The organism is Alteraurantiacibacter lauratis, from assembly GCF_037154155.1.
GTDB lineage: Bacteria > Pseudomonadota > Alphaproteobacteria > Sphingomonadales > Sphingomonadaceae > Alteraurantiacibacter > Alteraurantiacibacter lauratis.
This window is the reverse complement of sequence record NZ_JBANRN010000002.1, coordinates 61410-76565: the sequence shown is the minus strand read 5'-3', so window position 1 is coordinate 76565 and position 15156 is coordinate 61410. Positions and strand designations below refer to the sequence as shown.

At 64.5% G+C, this 15156-nt stretch carries 11 protein-coding genes and 1 tRNA gene; 7 read left to right on the top strand and 5 right to left on the bottom strand.

The window, feature by feature from the left end; genetic code table 11:
* Nucleotides 1–15: 15 nt before the first annotated feature.
* Both tig and WFP39_RS02655 read right to left on the bottom strand, forming a co-directional pair.
* Nucleotides 16–1557: a trigger factor gene (gene tig / locus WFP39_RS02660; RefSeq protein ID WP_336917594.1), complete on the bottom strand. Its 1542-nt coding sequence runs from the start codon at nt 1555–1557 to the stop codon at nt 16–18.
* A 58-nt stretch (nt 1558–1615) separates the two neighbouring features.
* Nucleotides 1616–1700, bottom strand: a tRNA-Leu gene (locus WFP39_RS02655).
* A gap of 153 nt (nt 1701–1853) precedes the next feature.
* Here WFP39_RS02655 and WFP39_RS02650 point away from each other — a divergent pair.
* The 6 genes from WFP39_RS02650 to WFP39_RS02625 all read left to right on the top strand — a co-directional run bounded on the left by WFP39_RS02650 (nt 1854) and on the right by WFP39_RS02625 (nt 8778).
* Nucleotides 1854–2183, top strand: a complete 330-nt coding sequence (locus WFP39_RS02650) for a DUF3297 family protein (RefSeq protein WP_336917593.1) — start codon at nt 1854–1856, stop codon at nt 2181–2183.
* A gap of 204 nt (nt 2184–2387) precedes the next feature.
* The gene (locus tag WFP39_RS02645; RefSeq protein WP_336917592.1) at nt 2388–3905 is read left to right on the top strand and encodes a glycosyl transferase family protein; all 1518 of its coding nucleotides are present in this window, start codon (nt 2388–2390) and stop codon (nt 3903–3905) included.
* The gene (locus WFP39_RS02640; protein WP_336917591.1) at nt 3902–5161 is read left to right on the top strand and encodes a hypothetical protein; all 1260 of its coding nucleotides are present in this window, start codon (nt 3902–3904) and stop codon (nt 5159–5161) included. Before WFP39_RS02645 ends, WFP39_RS02640 begins: the two co-directional genes overlap by 4 nt.
* Before the next feature lie 54 nt (nt 5162–5215).
* A complete protein-coding gene (locus tag WFP39_RS02635) occupies nt 5216–6127 on the top strand; it encodes a sulfite exporter TauE/SafE family protein (protein WP_336917590.1) in 912 nt (303 codons plus the stop codon).
* Complete coding sequence (locus WFP39_RS02630; RefSeq protein ID WP_336917589.1) at nt 6124–6903, top strand: TIGR02186 family protein; 780 nt, start codon at nt 6124–6126, stop codon at nt 6901–6903. The genes WFP39_RS02635 and WFP39_RS02630 overlap by 4 nt, the downstream gene beginning before the upstream one ends.
* Nucleotides 6904–7011: 108 nt before the next feature.
* Entirely contained in the window at nt 7012–8778 is a 1767-nt protein-coding gene (locus tag WFP39_RS02625) for an ATP-binding protein (protein ID WP_377923233.1), read from the top strand.
* 9 nt (nt 8779–8787) lie between these two features.
* Here the strand turns inward: WFP39_RS02625 and WFP39_RS02620 are convergent, their stop codons facing one another.
* The 3 genes from WFP39_RS02620 to WFP39_RS02610 form a co-directional block, all read right to left on the bottom strand.
* Nucleotides 8788–10260: an MATE family efflux transporter gene (locus tag WFP39_RS02620; RefSeq protein WP_336917588.1), complete on the bottom strand. Its 1473-nt coding sequence runs from the start codon at nt 10258–10260 to the stop codon at nt 8788–8790.
* On the bottom strand, nt 10257–10991 hold the full coding sequence (locus tag WFP39_RS02615) for a 7-carboxy-7-deazaguanine synthase QueE (protein WP_336917587.1): 735 nt from the start codon (nt 10989–10991) through the stop codon (nt 10257–10259). Before WFP39_RS02615 ends, WFP39_RS02620 begins: the two co-directional genes overlap by 4 nt.
* Before the next feature lie 235 nt (nt 10992–11226).
* The gene (locus WFP39_RS02610) at nt 11227–13926 is read right to left on the bottom strand and encodes a valine--tRNA ligase (RefSeq protein WP_336917586.1); all 2700 of its coding nucleotides are present in this window, start codon (nt 13924–13926) and stop codon (nt 11227–11229) included.
* A 120-nt stretch (nt 13927–14046) separates the two neighbouring features.
* Between WFP39_RS02610 and WFP39_RS02605 the strand changes: the two genes are divergently transcribed.
* Entirely contained in the window at nt 14047–15156 is a 1110-nt protein-coding gene (locus WFP39_RS02605; protein ID WP_336917585.1) for an MlaE family ABC transporter permease, read from the top strand.

Sequence of the window (15156 nt, the reverse complement as noted above, 5' to 3'; positions counted from 1 at the left end):
ACTTGCGGCTGGGCCTTACTTCTTGGCCGCCGGCTTCTTGGCAGCGGGCTTCTTCGCGGCGGGCTTTTCCTCAGCCGGGGCGTCCGCCTTCTTCGCAGCCGCCTTCTTGGCCGGAGCCTTCTTTTCAGCCGCGGGCTTTTCCGCATCGACGCTCGTGGCTTCTGCCTTCTTGGCAGTGGGCTTTTTCGCGGCGGCCTTCTTGGCAGGCTTGGCGTCAGCGGCAGGCGTTTCCTCGGCCTCGATCGCGGCTTCCAGTTCCTCGCGCGTCACTTCGCGGGTGGTGACTTCGGCCTTGTCGAACAGGAAATCGACCACCTTGTCTTCGTAGAGCGGGGCGCGCAGTTGCGCCTGCACCATGGGTTCGCTGCGGACATATTCGATGAAGCGCTGGCGATCTTCCGCGCGGTATTGCGCGGCGGCCTGCTGGATCAACATCGACATTTCCTGTTGCGTGATTTCCACGCCATTCGCCTGGCCGATTTCAGACAGCAGCAGGCCCAGGCGCACGCGGCGCTCGGCAATGCGCTTGTAATCGTCCTTTTCCGCCTCGATCTCGGCGCGGGCGGCTTCGGGGTCGGCTTCGCGCGCGGCTTCGGCCTGCAGTTGCTGCCAGATCTGCTCGAACTCGGCTTCCACCATGGTCGGCGGCACCGGGAAATCGTGATCGGCGGCCAGCTTGTCGAGCAATTGGCGCTTCATCTGCGTGCGGGTGAGGCCGGCGGTTTCCTGTTCCAGCTGAATACGGACCAGATCCTTCAGCTTGTCGAGGCTTTCAAGGCCCAGCGACTTGGCGAAATCCTCGTCCACCTTGGTTTCGTCTTCCACCTTCACCGCCTGCACGGTGACGTCGAATTCGGCGTCCTTGCCCTTGAGGTTGGCAGCCGGGTAATCGGCGGGGAAGGTGACGGTGATGGTCTTGGTGTCACCGGCCTTCACGCCCACCAGCTGATCTTCGAAGCCGGGGATGAACTGGCCCGAACCCAGCACCAGCGGGGTGTTTTCGGCCTTGCCGCCTTCGAATTCCACGCCGTCCACGCGGCCCACGAAATCGATGATCAGCTGATCGCCATTAGCGGCCTTCTTGGTCTTGGGCGCGTCCTTCCAGCTCTTCTGGTTGGCGGCAAAGCGGGCCAGCGCCTCGTCCAGCTCCTTGTCGGTGACGGGCACAACCAGCTTTTCCAGCTTCAACCCGTCAACCGAAGGCGCTTCGATTTCGGGAAGCACTTCGACTTCCACCGTCAACAGGGCGTCCTTGCCCCGTTCATAACCTTCGGCCATGTCGACGCGCGGTTGCAGCGCAGGGCGCAGGGCCTTTTCCGCGATCAGGCCGTTGACCGATTCGCGCAGCGCCGTGTTCAGCGCATCGGAATGCAGCGCATCGCCGTGCATCTTGCGGATCAGGTTTGCGGGCACCTTGCCCGGACGGAAGCCCGGCATCCGCACCTGAGGCGCGATCTTCTTCACTTCGCTGTCGATCCGTGCCTCGATATCCTTGGCCGGGATGGTCAGCGTGTAAGCGCGCTTGAGGCCTTCATTGCTGGTTTCAACGATCTGCATTGGGTAACCTTCTTTTCAAACCGATCTGGGGCCGGAAACGGGGAAACGGGACGGACGCTGGTGCGGGCGAAGGGACTCGAACCCCCACATCTTGCGATACTGGAACCTAAATCCAGCGCGTCTACCAGTTCCGCCACGCCCGCAAGGCCGACGAATTCTTTCAGGCTGCATGCCTGACAAACAGGCGCTCGCCCTTAAATGCGCCCGCGCAAAAGGGCAAGCGGCCATTGGGCGGGTATCGGGCGAGATCGGGTGCGGCTTGATCTGGGGGCGGGGCTGCGGCTAAGCGCGGGCCTATGACTGACGAAACCCCCAGCGATCCGATCAAGGACGCCCAGCCTGCTCCCACCACCGCTTCAGCGGCCGATATGCCGCCCGATCGCCTGGCGATCGACCCGTCCAGCCCGTTCTTCGATGCGGAGAAGCTGAAGCGCGGCGTAGGGATCCGCTTCAAGGGCCGCGTGCGCACCGATATCGAGGAATATTCTGTGTCCGAAGGCTGGGTGCGCGTGCAGGCGGGCAAGGCGATGGATCGCCGCGGCCGCCCGCTGACCATCAAGCTGAGCGGGCCGGTGGAAGCCTGGTACGAGGATCTGGGCGAGGACGCGCCGGTCAACAAGACCTGATTTTTGAGCGGCACATGCGCCAAAGGCGGGCAGGAGTGATCCGGCCCGCTTTTTGCCTGACCTGCGCTGGCACAACGATTCTCGCAGCCCTTCCCCTCCACCCCATTGCCTTTTTTGTCATCTGGGTTAGGCCGAACAGACTAGGTAGTCGCGCGTAGGTTGCGCAGGCTGCCGGGGGCTCAACAGGCGGGACGCAGGGGAAAGATGGGCGACTGGACGTTGCTGCATTGGCTGACGCTGATGGAGCGTGAACTCTTGCTGTTCGCCGGGGTGTTCTTCCTGATCGGCGCGTTGGACGAATTGCTGGTCGACGGCCTGTTCGGCTGGCTCAAGCTGTCGGGTCGCGCCAAGCGGCTGGTGGTTGACCGCGAGGATCTGCGGTGCCGCCATCTGGCAGGCACGGTGGCGGTGTTTATCCCTGCCTGGCGCGAAGACAGGGTAATCGGCCATACCATCGCCCACGCGCTGCGGGCTTGGCCGCAGGCCGAGTATGTCATCTATGTCGGCATTTACCGCAATGACCCGGCCACGCTGGAAGCGGCGATGCGCGGCGCGGGGACTGACCGGCGCGTGCGGCTGGTGGTGCATGATTGCGACGGGCCCAGCACCAAGGCCGATTGCCTGAATCGCCTCTATCGCGCGCTGGAAGTCGACGAGGCGCGGCGCGGGCAGCCTGCGCGGCTGATCCTGCTGCACGATGCCGAGGACATGGTCGATGCGGCCGAACTGGCCTTGATCGACCGCGCGGTGGATCACGCCGAATTCGTGCAGATCCCCGTCCTGCCCCTGCCGCAGCCGCAGTCGCGCTGGATCGGCAGCCATTATTGCGAGGAATTTGCCGAAGCGCACGGCAAGACCATGGTGGTGCGCAACTGGCTGGGCACCTGCCTTCCCGCCGCCGGGGTGGGTTGTGCGATCGAGCGGGGGATGCTGCACCGGTTGGCCCAGCAGATGGGCAGCGCCGATGCGGGATCGCCCTCACCCGGCCCATTCTCGGTCGAATCGCTGACCGAGGATTACGAGATCGGGATGCGGGTCCATGCGCTGGGCGGGCGTTCGCGTTTCCTGCGCGTGCATGGTGACGACGGATCGCTGATCGCCACGCGCGCCTTCTTCCCCGCGCGGCTTGATCAGGCGGTGCGGCAAAAGGCGCGTTGGGTGCACGGCATCGCCTTGCAGGGGTGGGACCGGCTGGGCTGGGGAACGGGTTCTGGCAGCGCAGCCGGATCAAGGCCTGTCGCAGGCATGGGCCGCCTGCTCGAAGGCTGGATGCGGCTGCGTGACCGGCGCGGGCCGTTCGCCGCGCTGGTGCTGGCCTGCGGATACAGTTTCTTTGCGCTGACCGCGCTGTTCCTGCTGCTCGACTTTGGCGGACTGTCGCGCCCGTGGCAGGCCGATCCGCTGCTGACATTCCTGGTATCGGCCAATCTGGCGGCGTTCATCTGGCGGGCGGCCTGGCGTTTTGCCTTTACCGCGCGCGAACACGGCTGGGCCGAAGGAGTGCGGGCCGTTTTGCGCATTCCGGTTGCCAATGTCATCGCGATCATGGCGGGCCGGCGGGCGCTGGCGGATTATTGGCGGCAGTTGCGCGGGGGCAGGCTGCATTGGCACAAGACGCTGCATGACAGACATCCGGCCGCTGCGCTGGAAACGGCGGAGATTCCGCTTGCGCCCGCCCACTGGCACAGCGGCGTTATGCCCGGCCGCGAGTTTGCGGCATGAACGGTTCGCCCAACGCCAGTTCCGCCGCGCGTGGACAGCCGCTCATGCTGCTGGCCTTGGTGCTGGCAGGATGGGTTCTGCTGCGCGCTTTCACCTGGACGTCTCCACTGCCCGAACTGGGCCCGGTCGTCCCGCAGATCTCGGCACGGTTCGTGGCCGCCCCGCAGGCGGTTCCCCGTCCCCCCGCGCCTGCACCGGAAACCGCAAGAGGTTTGCCGCAGGACACAGATGCGCTGTCGGGCCCGTTCGACCCTGCCAACTGGAACCCGGCCCCGCTGGAGCCAGCTTCTCCGCCCGCGCGCGACGCTGCCCCGGAACCGCCATCCGCATTGCCTGCCGCCCCTGCTGCGCCCGGTGATCCGGCAGCAGAAATCAGGCGCGCGGGAATGGCCGAAAACAAGCTGGCAAGGCCCGTCCAGCCGAAAATAGCGGCCGGACACGCGCTTCTGATGGCGGCGGGTTTTTCCCAGATGCGGATGATTCCGCAGATCGCCCAGTATTTTGCTGCCACCACCGTGATGCAGGCAAGCGCCACTGCGCCGGCAGCCCCCAGCGTGAGTGCAGCACCACCAGCCGCCGCTGCGCGCAGTTCCGCAAGCAATGCAAGCCGCTGGAGCGCGGATGGCTGGATGATGTGGCGCAAGGACACCACCACGCCGATCACATCGGGCCGGCCGTCCTATGGCCGCAGCCAGGCAGGCGCGGTGCTCCGTTTCGATCTGGCGGCCGCCTCGCACCAGCGTCCGCAGGCCTATCTGCGCGGCGCGGCGGCCTTGCAGGGCGCGCCTGAGGAGGAGGCGGCCCTTGGTCTGTCGATCCGCCCGCTGGCCGTGCTGCCGGTGCGCGTCGCGGCGGAAATGCGCATGGGCAATCGGGCCGGTCAAACAGCGCTGCGCCCTGCGGCCTATGCGGTAACCGAATTGCCGGTGCAGCGCCTGCCTGCCGGCTTTGCAGGCGAAGCCTATATACAGGCGGGCTATGTGGGCGGGCGCGATGCCACGGCCTTTGTCGACGGGCAGGCGCGGGTCGACCGCAGCCTTGCCAGCAATGCGCGCGGATTTGACCTGCGCGCAGGCGGCGGAGCCTGGGGCGGCGCGCAAGCGGATGGCGCGCGGCTGGATGTGGGGCCAAGCGCGTCGCTGGCTTTCCGCCTTGGCGATGCCCGCGCCCGGCTGGCGGCCGATTACCGGTTCCGCGTGGCGGGCGATGCCGAGCCTGCGAGTGGCCCCGCGCTCACACTATCCGCCGGTTTTTGAGTCAAAGGCACCGTTCACCTTCTATCCAGCCGGACTATGAGTTAGGCGGGTGGTATGGATGTCTATCTGCCCATCGCCAACCTTGCGGTGAACGGTCTGCTGATCGTGCTGCTGGGTGGTGCCACGGGCATATTGTCGGGCATTTTTGGTGTGGGAGGCGGGTTCCTCACCACGCCGCTGCTGATTTTCTACGGTATCCCGCCAACCGTTGCCGCCGCCTCGGCCGCCACGCAGGTGACAGGGGCGAGCGTGTCGGGCGTGATTGCGCAGAGCCGCCGGGGCGGGGTCGATTACCAGATGGGCGGGGTGACCGTGGCGGGCGGCTTGCTGGGATCGTTGCTGGGCGCGTTGATCTTCAACCTGCTCGAAGCCTGGGGGCAGATCGACGTGGTCATCTCCGTGCTCTACGTCCTCCTGCTCGGCACGATCGGTGCGCTGATGGCGCGCGAAAGCCTTGCCACGATGAACCGTCGCCCGGAAGACGCGCCGCGCCCTGCGAAAAGGCGGCACCACCCGCTGATTGCCAGCCTGCCGCTGCGCTGGCGGTTCTATCGTTCGGGTCTCTACATCTCGCCACTGGCCCCGCTGCTGCTGGGCATGGTGGTCGGCATACTGACGATGCTGATGGGCGTGGGTGGCGGCTTCATCCTCGTTCCCGCGATGCTCTACATCCTGGGGATGAGCGCGAATGTCGTGGTGGGCACCAGCCTGTTCAACATCCTGTTCGTGACCATGATGACCACCATGGTTCACGCGCTCACCACGCAGGCCGTGGATCTGGTGCTGGCGGGCCTGCTGCTGATCGGATCGGTCAGCGGCGCGCAGATCGGCACACGCATCGCGATCAGCGCCAAGCCCGAATATCTGCGGCTGGCGCTGGCCGTGATCGTGCTGCTGGTGGCGCTGCGGATGCTGTTCGGCCTCGGCGTTGTGCCGGACGAGGTATATACCGAGGTGCCGCTGTGAGGGGGATAGGGATTCTTGCCGCACTGCTGGCGGCGCTCGCGGCGCTGTGGGCCGCACCTTTGCGTGCGCAGGCCGATCCGATTCTGGTAACAGAAATCAGCCAACATGAAGTTCTGGTGCGGCAGGGCTTTACCGGTGCCGAATTGCTGCTGTTCGGAGCCATTCTGGAACCGGACGGGCGGCGTGGCGGCGACGATTACGATATCGTGGTGATCCTGCGTGGCCCTTCGCAGGCGATCCGCATCCGCGAGAAGCAGCGCATTGCCGGGATTTGGGTGAACGCGGAATCGACCTCGTTCCGTTCGGTTCCGTCCTTCTTTGCACTGGCCAGTTCCGCGCCGGTGGCCGATATTGTCGATCCGCGCACGGCGGCAATTTACGAATTCGGCCTTGACCAGTTGCAGCTTTCGCCCACCGGCACGATCGATCAGGCGCAATATGACCGCTTTACCGCCGGGCTGGTGGACCTGCGCCGGCGGCTGGGCCTGTTCCAGCAGAACGAGAACAGCGTGACCATTTCCGAAGGCGTGCTGTATCAGGCGCGCATCTCGCTGCCCTCCAACGTGGTGGTGGGCCGCTATGTCGCGGAAACCTTCGCCGTGCGCGGCGGGCGGGTGATTGCATCGGCCAGTGTCGATGTCGATGTGCGCAAGGAGGGGTTCGACCGACTGGTGGCCGAACAGAGCCAGGAGAACGCCTTTGCCTATGGTTTGCTGGCGGTGGCGATGTCGGTATTCATGGGCTGGGCCGCAGGCCGCCTCTACGCCTTGGTCTGACGCCTGCCGGGCCTTGTCCTGCGCAGCCAATGGCTTGAAGTTGACCTGATATTAACCTCGTGTGCCTAGGCCCGATGGCGGACAATCTGCCACCGGATAACGCCCAAAATGAACGAAATGCCGCGGTCGCCCTTTCCTGAAGCTCCGGTGCGGGATTACCCGCATGAGCAGCGCAACGCCCCCAACGCCCCCAACGGCCCCAACGGCCCCAACGCCAATGCTCACCCGGCCCCGCAGGCGACGGCGCGAGGAACTGGGGATGCCTCCGACAACCGGATGCAGCCAATTGGCGTGGTGCTGGAAATTGCGGGTTCGGGCTCGCAGATTGCGCTCGACATGGGGCGGCTGAATGAATGCATGGAGGATCCCGATCCCTCGATCGCGCTTGCCGGGCAGGTGGGCAGCCAGATCAAGATCCGCACCCGCGACGGCTGGCTGCTGGCCAGTGTGCGCAACCAGCGCCGTGATCGGCGGGGCGACAGCAATGCGGTGATCGCCAATATCGATTTCATGGGCGAAGGGATGGAAGAGCGGCTGACTGGCAAGATCCACGGATTCCGCCGCGGCGTCACCCGCTATCCCATTCCCGGCGCGCTGGTCTATCCGGCCAGCACCGACGATCTGCGGCAGATCTATTCGAGCGACGGGCGCAGCGCGATCGAGATCGGCACCGTCTATCCCACCACTGATATTCGCGCCGGCATCTATGTCGATGCGCTGCTGGGCAAGCATTTCGCGCTGCTCGGCTCCACCGGCACGGGCAAATCGACAAGCGCCGCGCTGCTGCTGCACCGCATCTGCCAGGCTGCGCCACAGGGTCATATCGTGATGATCGACCCGCACGGCGAATATTCCGCCGCGTTCCGTACCACGGGCACCATTTTCGACGTGTCGAACCTGCAGATGCCCTATTGGCTGCTCAATTTTGAAGAGCATTGCGAAGTGCTGCTGAAATCCAGCGGCAACGATCTGCAGGAAGACAAGGACATCCTCGCCAAATGCCTGCTCGCCGCGCGGTCGAAAAACCGGATGGCGCAGCAAATGGGCAAGATCACCGTGGATTCGCCCATTCCCTATCTGCTCAGCGACCTGACCAATATGTTGCAGGACGAAATGGGCAAGCTGGACAAGGCGACCACCACCGCTCCCTATATGCGCATCAAGACCAAGATCGAGGAACTGAAGGCCGATCCGCGGTACCAGTTCATGTTTTCGGGCATGCTGGTGGCCGATACGATGGCCAAGTTCATCGGCAAGGTGTTCCGCATGCCGGGCGACGGGCGGCCGATTTCGATCATCGATGTGTCGGGCGTGCCGTCGGACATTACCTCCACCGTGGTCGCGGTGCTTTCCCGCATGGTGTTCGATTTCGCGATCTGGGGCCGGCAGGAAAAGACCCGCCCCATCCTGCTGGTGTGCGAGGAAGCGCACCGTTATGTGCCCAACGAACGCAATGCCGATGGCTCCAGCGTGGGCCGCATCCTGTCGCGCATTGCCAAGGAAGGGCGCAAATACGGCATCAGCCTGGGCCTCATCACGCAGCGGCCCAGCGATCTGGCCGAAGGCGTGCTGTCGCAATGCGGCACGATCATTTCGATGCGCCTCAACAACGACCGCGACCAGGCCTTCGTGAAAGCCGCCATGCCCGAAGGCGCGCGCGGTTTCCTTGATTCGATCCCCGCCTTGCGCAACCGCGAATGCATCATCTGCGGCGAAGGCGTGTCGATCCCCATCCGCGTCAGCTTCGACAACTTGGAGGAGGCCAAGCGCCCCGCTTCCGAAGACCCCAGCTTCCTCCAGCTGTGGAGCGAGCATGGCGGCGAGGAAGAGCAGGTCGACCGCGTTGTGCAACGCTGGCGCACGCAGGGAAGCTGAGCCGACAGATCACAGATCGGGCACCATGCGCCCTGCCGGCTGCCCGTCGGCGTGCGCCTGTTCCTGTGCCTCGGCCGCTGTCTCTGCATGGGCGTGTTCGCGCCAGGGCAGCCTGGCATAGGCCCACCAGGCCATCAGCAGCGCGCTGAACGCCGACACCGGAAAACTCCACCAGATCGCATCCGACCCCAGCGCGTCATAGGTGAGGTAATAGAAGCCAAGCCGCACCGGATAGAGCGACACCGCAAGGATCGCCAGCGGCACCCAAACAGCCCCTGCGGCACGCATCACCGATGTCAGGATCATCGTCACGCCAAAGATGATGAAGTTCCAGCTCGCCAGGAACTGGATATGCCGCGCCATGTCCACCGCCGGACTGTCCGGCCCCAGGAACAACACCAGCGCAGGCCGATCAAACGCCAGCAGCAGCACGGTGACAAGACCCGTCATCGCAAACTGCACCCACATGCCCGCCCGCGTCAGGCGGCCAATCCCGCCCCATTTGCGCGCGCCGATGAACTGCGCGGCCATCGCGCTCACCGCGCCGCCAATCGCCATTGACGGCATCTGGATATAGGTGAACAGCTGCATCGCCGCGCCATAGGCGGCGGTCATCATCAGCCCTTCCTGATTGACAAGGCCGACCACGATAATGCCCGACGCGCTCATGATCAGCATCTGCGCGCCCATCGGCACGCCTTTGGCCAGGATATAGCTCATTTCCGCCGGGTCAGGCCGCAGATAGGCCAGCTCCTTCCCGCGCAGGCGCAGCGGCAGATCGCGGATGTAGACATAGACGACCATCGCCACGAAGCTGAGCACCGAGGCGATCACCATCGACAGCGCGGATCCGGTAATGCCCAGTTCGGGAAACGGCCCCCAGCCGGTGATCAGCAGCGGGTTGAGCGCGATGTCGAGCACCACGGTCAGCCCCATGAAGATCAGCGGCGTCTTGGCATCGCCCGATCCGCGCAGGCCCATCTGGAGGATGATCGAGGCCATCACCACCGGCATCGAGACGAACAGCATCCGCAGATAATCGAAGGCCATCTGCCGCGCCGCGCCGGGCGTGCCCAACAGGTCGAGCAGCGGGGCGGTAAAGATGAAGCCCAGCACGGCAATTGCTGTCATCACAAGAAAGCTGAAGCCGACAACAGTGCCGAAGGTGCGGCGCGCGCCGTCCAGATTGCGCATCCCGAACCGCTGGCCGATCTTCACCGTGCCCGCCATGCCCAGCCCGAATGCGGCGGCCGAAAGCAGGAACATGATGATATTGGCATTGGCGGTGGCGGCCAGCGCGTCCTCGCCAATCAGGCGGCCCACCCAGATCGAATTGATCGTGCCGTTCAGGCTTTGCAGCACATTGGCGAGCAAAGTCGGCACGCTGAACAGGATCAGCGTGCGCGTAATTGGCCCTGCGGTCAGATCGCCGCGAATGGCGGGGCGGGCGGGCTTTTCCGCTTCGGCTTCGGTATCGCTCATGTTCCCCGCGTATCCCCGTAAAGGTGTATGTGAAGCCGGTCGCTTAGCCGGAAACCGTGCCGCAGGCATAGCGGCGCAAGCCAGCCTTCGCGCGTGCGCAAGGTTTCGCTGGCGGTGCCTTCGGGCATCAGGAAAATGCGGGCAGGCGGGATGGCGTAGGTGCTTTGCAGCGCCAGCACCTCCTCCACATCCTCAGGCGCAGCGATCACGAATTTGAAGAAGGCGCGGGCGTCTGCAGCCCATGCCGCCAGCCGCTGCGGGATCAGCGCCAGTTCTGCTGCATTGCCGCTATGCGCCAGTTTGGGGCTGACATTGTATTGGCTGACCCGCGCATCGAGCCGGGGGTGCGGTTCGACTGTGCCGTTCGTCTCGATCTCCACCGTGATACCGGGAAGCAGGTCGATCAGGTCGGCCAGCCGTGCGCCCTGCAGCAGCGGTTCGCCACCGGTAATGACAAGGCGGTTCTGCCCCAGCGCGGTGATGCGCTGCGCAATGTCGGCCAGCGGCAGGGCGATCTGGTTGGCTTGGCGCGCATAGGTTGCGCCGCCGCGATGCGGGCGGTTGTCGCCTTCAAAATGCCAAGTATAGGGCGTGTCGCACCATGTGCAGGCGAGGTTGCAGCGCGACAGGCGCAGAAAAGCCACCGGCATACCTGCACTCTGCCCTTCGCCTTGCAGGCTGGCGAAAATCTCCGGCCCGCCGGTATCGTCGGTGGCAAGGGTGAGTGTCATGCAACCCCGCTCCACTTCCATGTAGGGGGGTGGGGCAGGGGGCGGGCAGACATACGCGAAAGTGACGAAGTTGACATCGTGACAATCGCCGAATTTCCACGCAAAACCCTGATCGCAAAGCGGAATTTGCCCGAAAAGCGAAGTTGACACTTGGCTCGATCAAAACGCTGGCAGGCAAGGCGGGTGGCGCGGGTCAATTCACCCGCGCCATGCCAGATTGCCGCGCTGTAGGAAATCACCCCAGCCGCGCCAAGGCCGCCGCCAGGCGCGCGGCTTCGGCCGTGTGGTGCGCGTGGTCGGCGCGGGCCTTTTCGACCGCTTCGGGCTTGGCCTTTTCGACAAAGGCGGCGTTATTGAGGCGCCCTTCGAGCGACTTGGCTTCCTTGGTGGCGACTTCCAGCGCCTTTTGCAGGCGGGCCTTTTCCGCCGCGATGTCGATCACGCCTTCCAGCGGCACGATCACATTGGCATCGCCCGCGCCGATCTGCATGGCCGCGCCTGCCGGGGCATGTTCAAAGCGTATGCCGTTCAATCGCGCGAGCCGTTCAATCGCGGCGGGGTTGCGTTCGACGATCCCGCGCGTAGCGGGGCTGGGATCGGGCAGAAAAGCGTCGAGCCTTGCGCCCGGCGCAATGCCCAGTTCGCTCCGCGCGGTGCGCATATTGCCGACCAGCGCGATCAGCCATTCCACCTCGGCCTTCGCCTCCGCATCGACGCTGGCTTCCGGCGCGGGCCATTGCGCCAGGATCAGGTCGTGGGCGCGCTTGCCCCCGAAGTTTTCCGCCTGCGCGTGCCACAATTCTTCGGTGATGAAGGGCATGAAGGGGTGCAGCATCACCAGAATCTGGTCGAGCACCCAGCCTGCCACCGCTTTTGTCTCTTCGTCGAAATTGCCTTTCACCAGCTCGATATACCAGTCGCAGAACTGGTCCCACACGAAGTGGTAGATCGCATTGGCAGCCGCATCGAAGCGCAGGTCAGCCAGCGCCTTGTCGAGCGCGGCCACGGTTTCGACCACTTCGCCCACGATCCACTTGTTCACTGCCGATGTGGCAGCAGGCGCGGCGACCGAGGAGGAGGCGCCGATGCCATTGCTCTGGCAGAAACGCGCCGCGTTCCACAGCTTGGTGGCAAAGTTGCGGTAGCCCTCGACGCGCCGCTCATCCATCTTGATGTCGCGGCCCTGGCTTTCCATCGCGCACATGAAGAAACGCAAGGCGTCCGCGCCATAGGCATCAATCAGGCCAAGCGGATCGACCACATTGCCCTTGGATTTCGACATCTTCTGCCCATCGGGCGCCCGGACAAGGCCGTGCAGATAAAGCCGCGGCCACGGGTTCTGCCCCGTCATCGCCTGGCCCATCATCATCATCCGCGCATCCCAGAAGAACAGGATGTCAAAGCCCGATACGAGCAGGTCGTTGGGGTAATGCCGGGTGTAGAGGTCGGTTTTGTCCGGCCAGCCCAGCGTGGCAAAGGGCCACAATGCGGATGAGAACCAGGTGTCGAGCACATCGGGATCGCGGGTGAGGGCCACGCCTTCCCCGGCCAGCGCCTGCGCCTCCGCCTCGCTTTCGGCTACGAAAACGCGCCCATCCTCGGCATACCACGCCGGAATCCGGTGCCCCCACCACAATTGGCGAGACACACACCACGGCTGGATGTTTTCCATCCAGTTGAAGAAGGTCTTTTCCCAGGTCTTGGGCACGATTTCGACCGCGCCCGATTTCACCGCCTCGATCGGCGCCTTGGCGAGTTCCGCGGCGTTTACATACCATTGGTCGGTCAGCCACGGTTCGATCACCACGCCGCCACGGTCGCCAAACGGCGTCTGGATCGTGCGCGGTTCGGCGTCGTGTTCCACCCGCTCGCCATCCTTTTCGGTGACATGCGGGATCAGATGGCCGCTTTCCTTCAGCCGTTCGACCACCAGTGCGCGGGCATCGAAGCGGTCAAGGCCGAGAAACTCCGCCGGGATCAGGCCATCCGCCGTCTGGCACACCGCGGCATCGGCATCGAGCATGTTAAGCATATCCGCCGCCGCAATTCCCGCGCGTTTGCCCACTTCGAAATCGTTGAAGTCATGCCCCGGCGTGATCTTCACCGCGCCGCTGCCCAATTCGGGGTCGGCGTGTTCGTCCGCCACGATGGGGATGCGGCGTCCGGTGATCGGCAGCACCACGTGCTTGCCTACCACGGAGGCATAGCGCGGGTCGTCCGGGTTCACCGCCACCGCCATATCGGCGAGCATGGTTTCGGGGCGCGTGGTCGCGACTTCGATGTAATCCTGCCCGTTATCCAGCGTGACGCCATCGGCCAGCGGATAGCGGAAGTGCCAGAAGCTGCCCTTCACCTCGCGCGTTTCCACCTCAAGGTCGGAAATCGCGGTCTTCAGCTTGGGGTCCCAGTTCACCAGCCGCTTGTCGCGGTAGATCAGGCCGCGGTTGTAGAGGTCGACAAACACTTTCACCACGGCGCGGGTGAAATGCGGGTCCATCGTGAACTGTTCGCGGCTCCAGTCCATCGAACAGCCGAGGCGGCGCAACTGGCGGGTGATCTGGCCGCCGCTTTCGGCCTTCCATTCCCAGACCTTCTCGACAAAAGCCTCGCGCGAATAATTGGTGCGCTTGTCGCCCCGCGCTTCCATCTGGCGTTCGACCACCATCTGCGTGGCGATCCCGGCATGGTCGGTGCCCACCACCCACAGCGCATCCTTGCCGCGCAGCCGCTCGTAACGGATCAGCACGTCCTGAAGCGTATTGTCGAGCGCGTGGCCGATATGGAGCGAGCCTGTCACATTGGGCGGCGGGTTGACGATGGTGAAGGGCTGGGCATCGGGCCGGTCGGGCCGGAAACAGCCGTTTGCCTCCCAATGGGCATACCATTTCGCCTCAATCGCGGCGGGGTCGAAAGTCTTGGGCAGTTCGCGCGTCATATCCACGCGCCTTTGCCAGCGCGCAGGGCCAAGGGCAATGCCCGCTTTGCACGGCGGATGCGCCGGAATGAACCGGCTTTGCCTTGCCCCCGCCCCGATTTGCCAGCATAGGGTGGCGCGATGCGCGAATGGGCCGAATACCATCTGGAGGAAGCCGGCGGGCGAACGACGCTGGTGGTGGAAGGCCCCTTGCTGGTCTCCACCATAGGCAGGCTCGACGCCGCACTGCGCAAGCTGGATGAACCGGTCCAGTTCATCGACATCTCGCGCGCCAATCCGGTCGACACGGTGGGCGCATGGGTGATCCACCGCTTTGCCGAGGACGCCGGGGCGGACATCATCGGCGCCAGCGAACAGGCCGAAGTGCTCATGGAAGCGGTTTCGGCCAGCAGCAACGAGGCGGCCGTATCCCCTCCGCGCGAGGGGGTTTTCCGTTCGGTCACCGGGCAGGTCGGCGCCTGGGTGTACGACTTTCTTGGCGGCCTGAAACGCATCCTGTCGTTTCTGGGAGCGCTGATTGTCGCCTTTTTCGGTGTGCTGACACATCCCCGGCGTTTTCGTTTGCGCGCGCTGGTGCACCAGATGGAACTTGTGGGGGTGACCAGCCTGCCGATCATCGGCCTGATGAGCTTTCTGATCGGGATCGTCATCGCGCAGCAGGGCGCGGTGCAATTGCGGCAGTTCGGGGCAGAAACGCTCACCGTCAATCTGGTGGGCCGCATCACCTTGCGCGAACTGGGCGTGCTGATGACCGCGATCATGGTGGCGGGCCGTTCGGGCAGCGCCTTTGCCGCGCAATTGGGCACGATGAAGCTGACCGAGGAAATCGACGCGATGCGCACCATCGGGGTTTCCCCCATGGAAGCGCTGGTGGTGCCGCGCGTTCTGGCGGCGGTGCTGATGATGCCGCTGCTGGGCTTTTTCTCGGCCTGCATGGGCATTCTGGGCGGCGCGGTGCTGGCTGATCTGACGCTGGGCATCCCCTTTCTCACTTTTCTGGCGCGCATTCAGGAAGTGGTGCCGATTCACGATTTCTATGTCGGCATGGCCAAGGCGCCGGTTTTCGGGCTGATCGTCGCGCTGTCGGGATGTTATCAGGGCCTCCAAGTGCGCGGCAATGCCGAGGAAGTGGGCGCGCGCACCACCAAGGCCGTGGTGCAGGCGATCTTCATGGTGATCGTGCTCGACGCATTCTTCGCGGTGTTCTTCAGCGAAATCGGCTGGGTGTAG

Excerpts from the sequence above, each read along its gene's own strand:
- WFP39_RS02615 (WP_336917587.1), bottom strand. The coding sequence starts at position 10,991 with ATGACACTCACCCTTGCCACCGACGATACCGGCGGGCCGGAGATTTTC.
- WFP39_RS02645 (WP_336917592.1), top strand. The coding sequence starts at position 2,388 with ATGGGCGACTGGACGTTGCTGCATTGGCTGACGCTGATGGAGCGTGAA.
- WFP39_RS02635 (WP_336917590.1), top strand. The coding sequence starts at position 5,216 with ATGGATGTCTATCTGCCCATCGCCAACCTTGCGGTGAACGGTCTGCTG.
- WFP39_RS02650 (WP_336917593.1), top strand. The coding sequence starts at position 1,854 with ATGACTGACGAAACCCCCAGCGATCCGATCAAGGACGCCCAGCCTGCT.
- WFP39_RS02605 (WP_336917585.1), top strand. The coding sequence starts at position 14,047 with ATGCGCGAATGGGCCGAATACCATCTGGAGGAAGCCGGCGGGCGAACG.
- WFP39_RS02625 (WP_377923233.1), top strand. The coding sequence starts at position 7,012 with ATGAACGAAATGCCGCGGTCGCCCTTTCCTGAAGCTCCGGTGCGGGAT.
- tig (WP_336917594.1), bottom strand. The coding sequence starts at position 1,557 with ATGCAGATCGTTGAAACCAGCAATGAAGGCCTCAAGCGCGCTTACACG.
- WFP39_RS02610 (WP_336917586.1), bottom strand. The coding sequence starts at position 13,926 with ATGACGCGCGAACTGCCCAAGACTTTCGACCCCGCCGCGATTGAGGCG.
- WFP39_RS02620 (WP_336917588.1), bottom strand. The coding sequence starts at position 10,260 with ATGAGCGATACCGAAGCCGAAGCGGAAAAGCCCGCCCGCCCCGCCATT.
- WFP39_RS02640 (WP_336917591.1), top strand. The coding sequence starts at position 3,902 with ATGAACGGTTCGCCCAACGCCAGTTCCGCCGCGCGTGGACAGCCGCTC.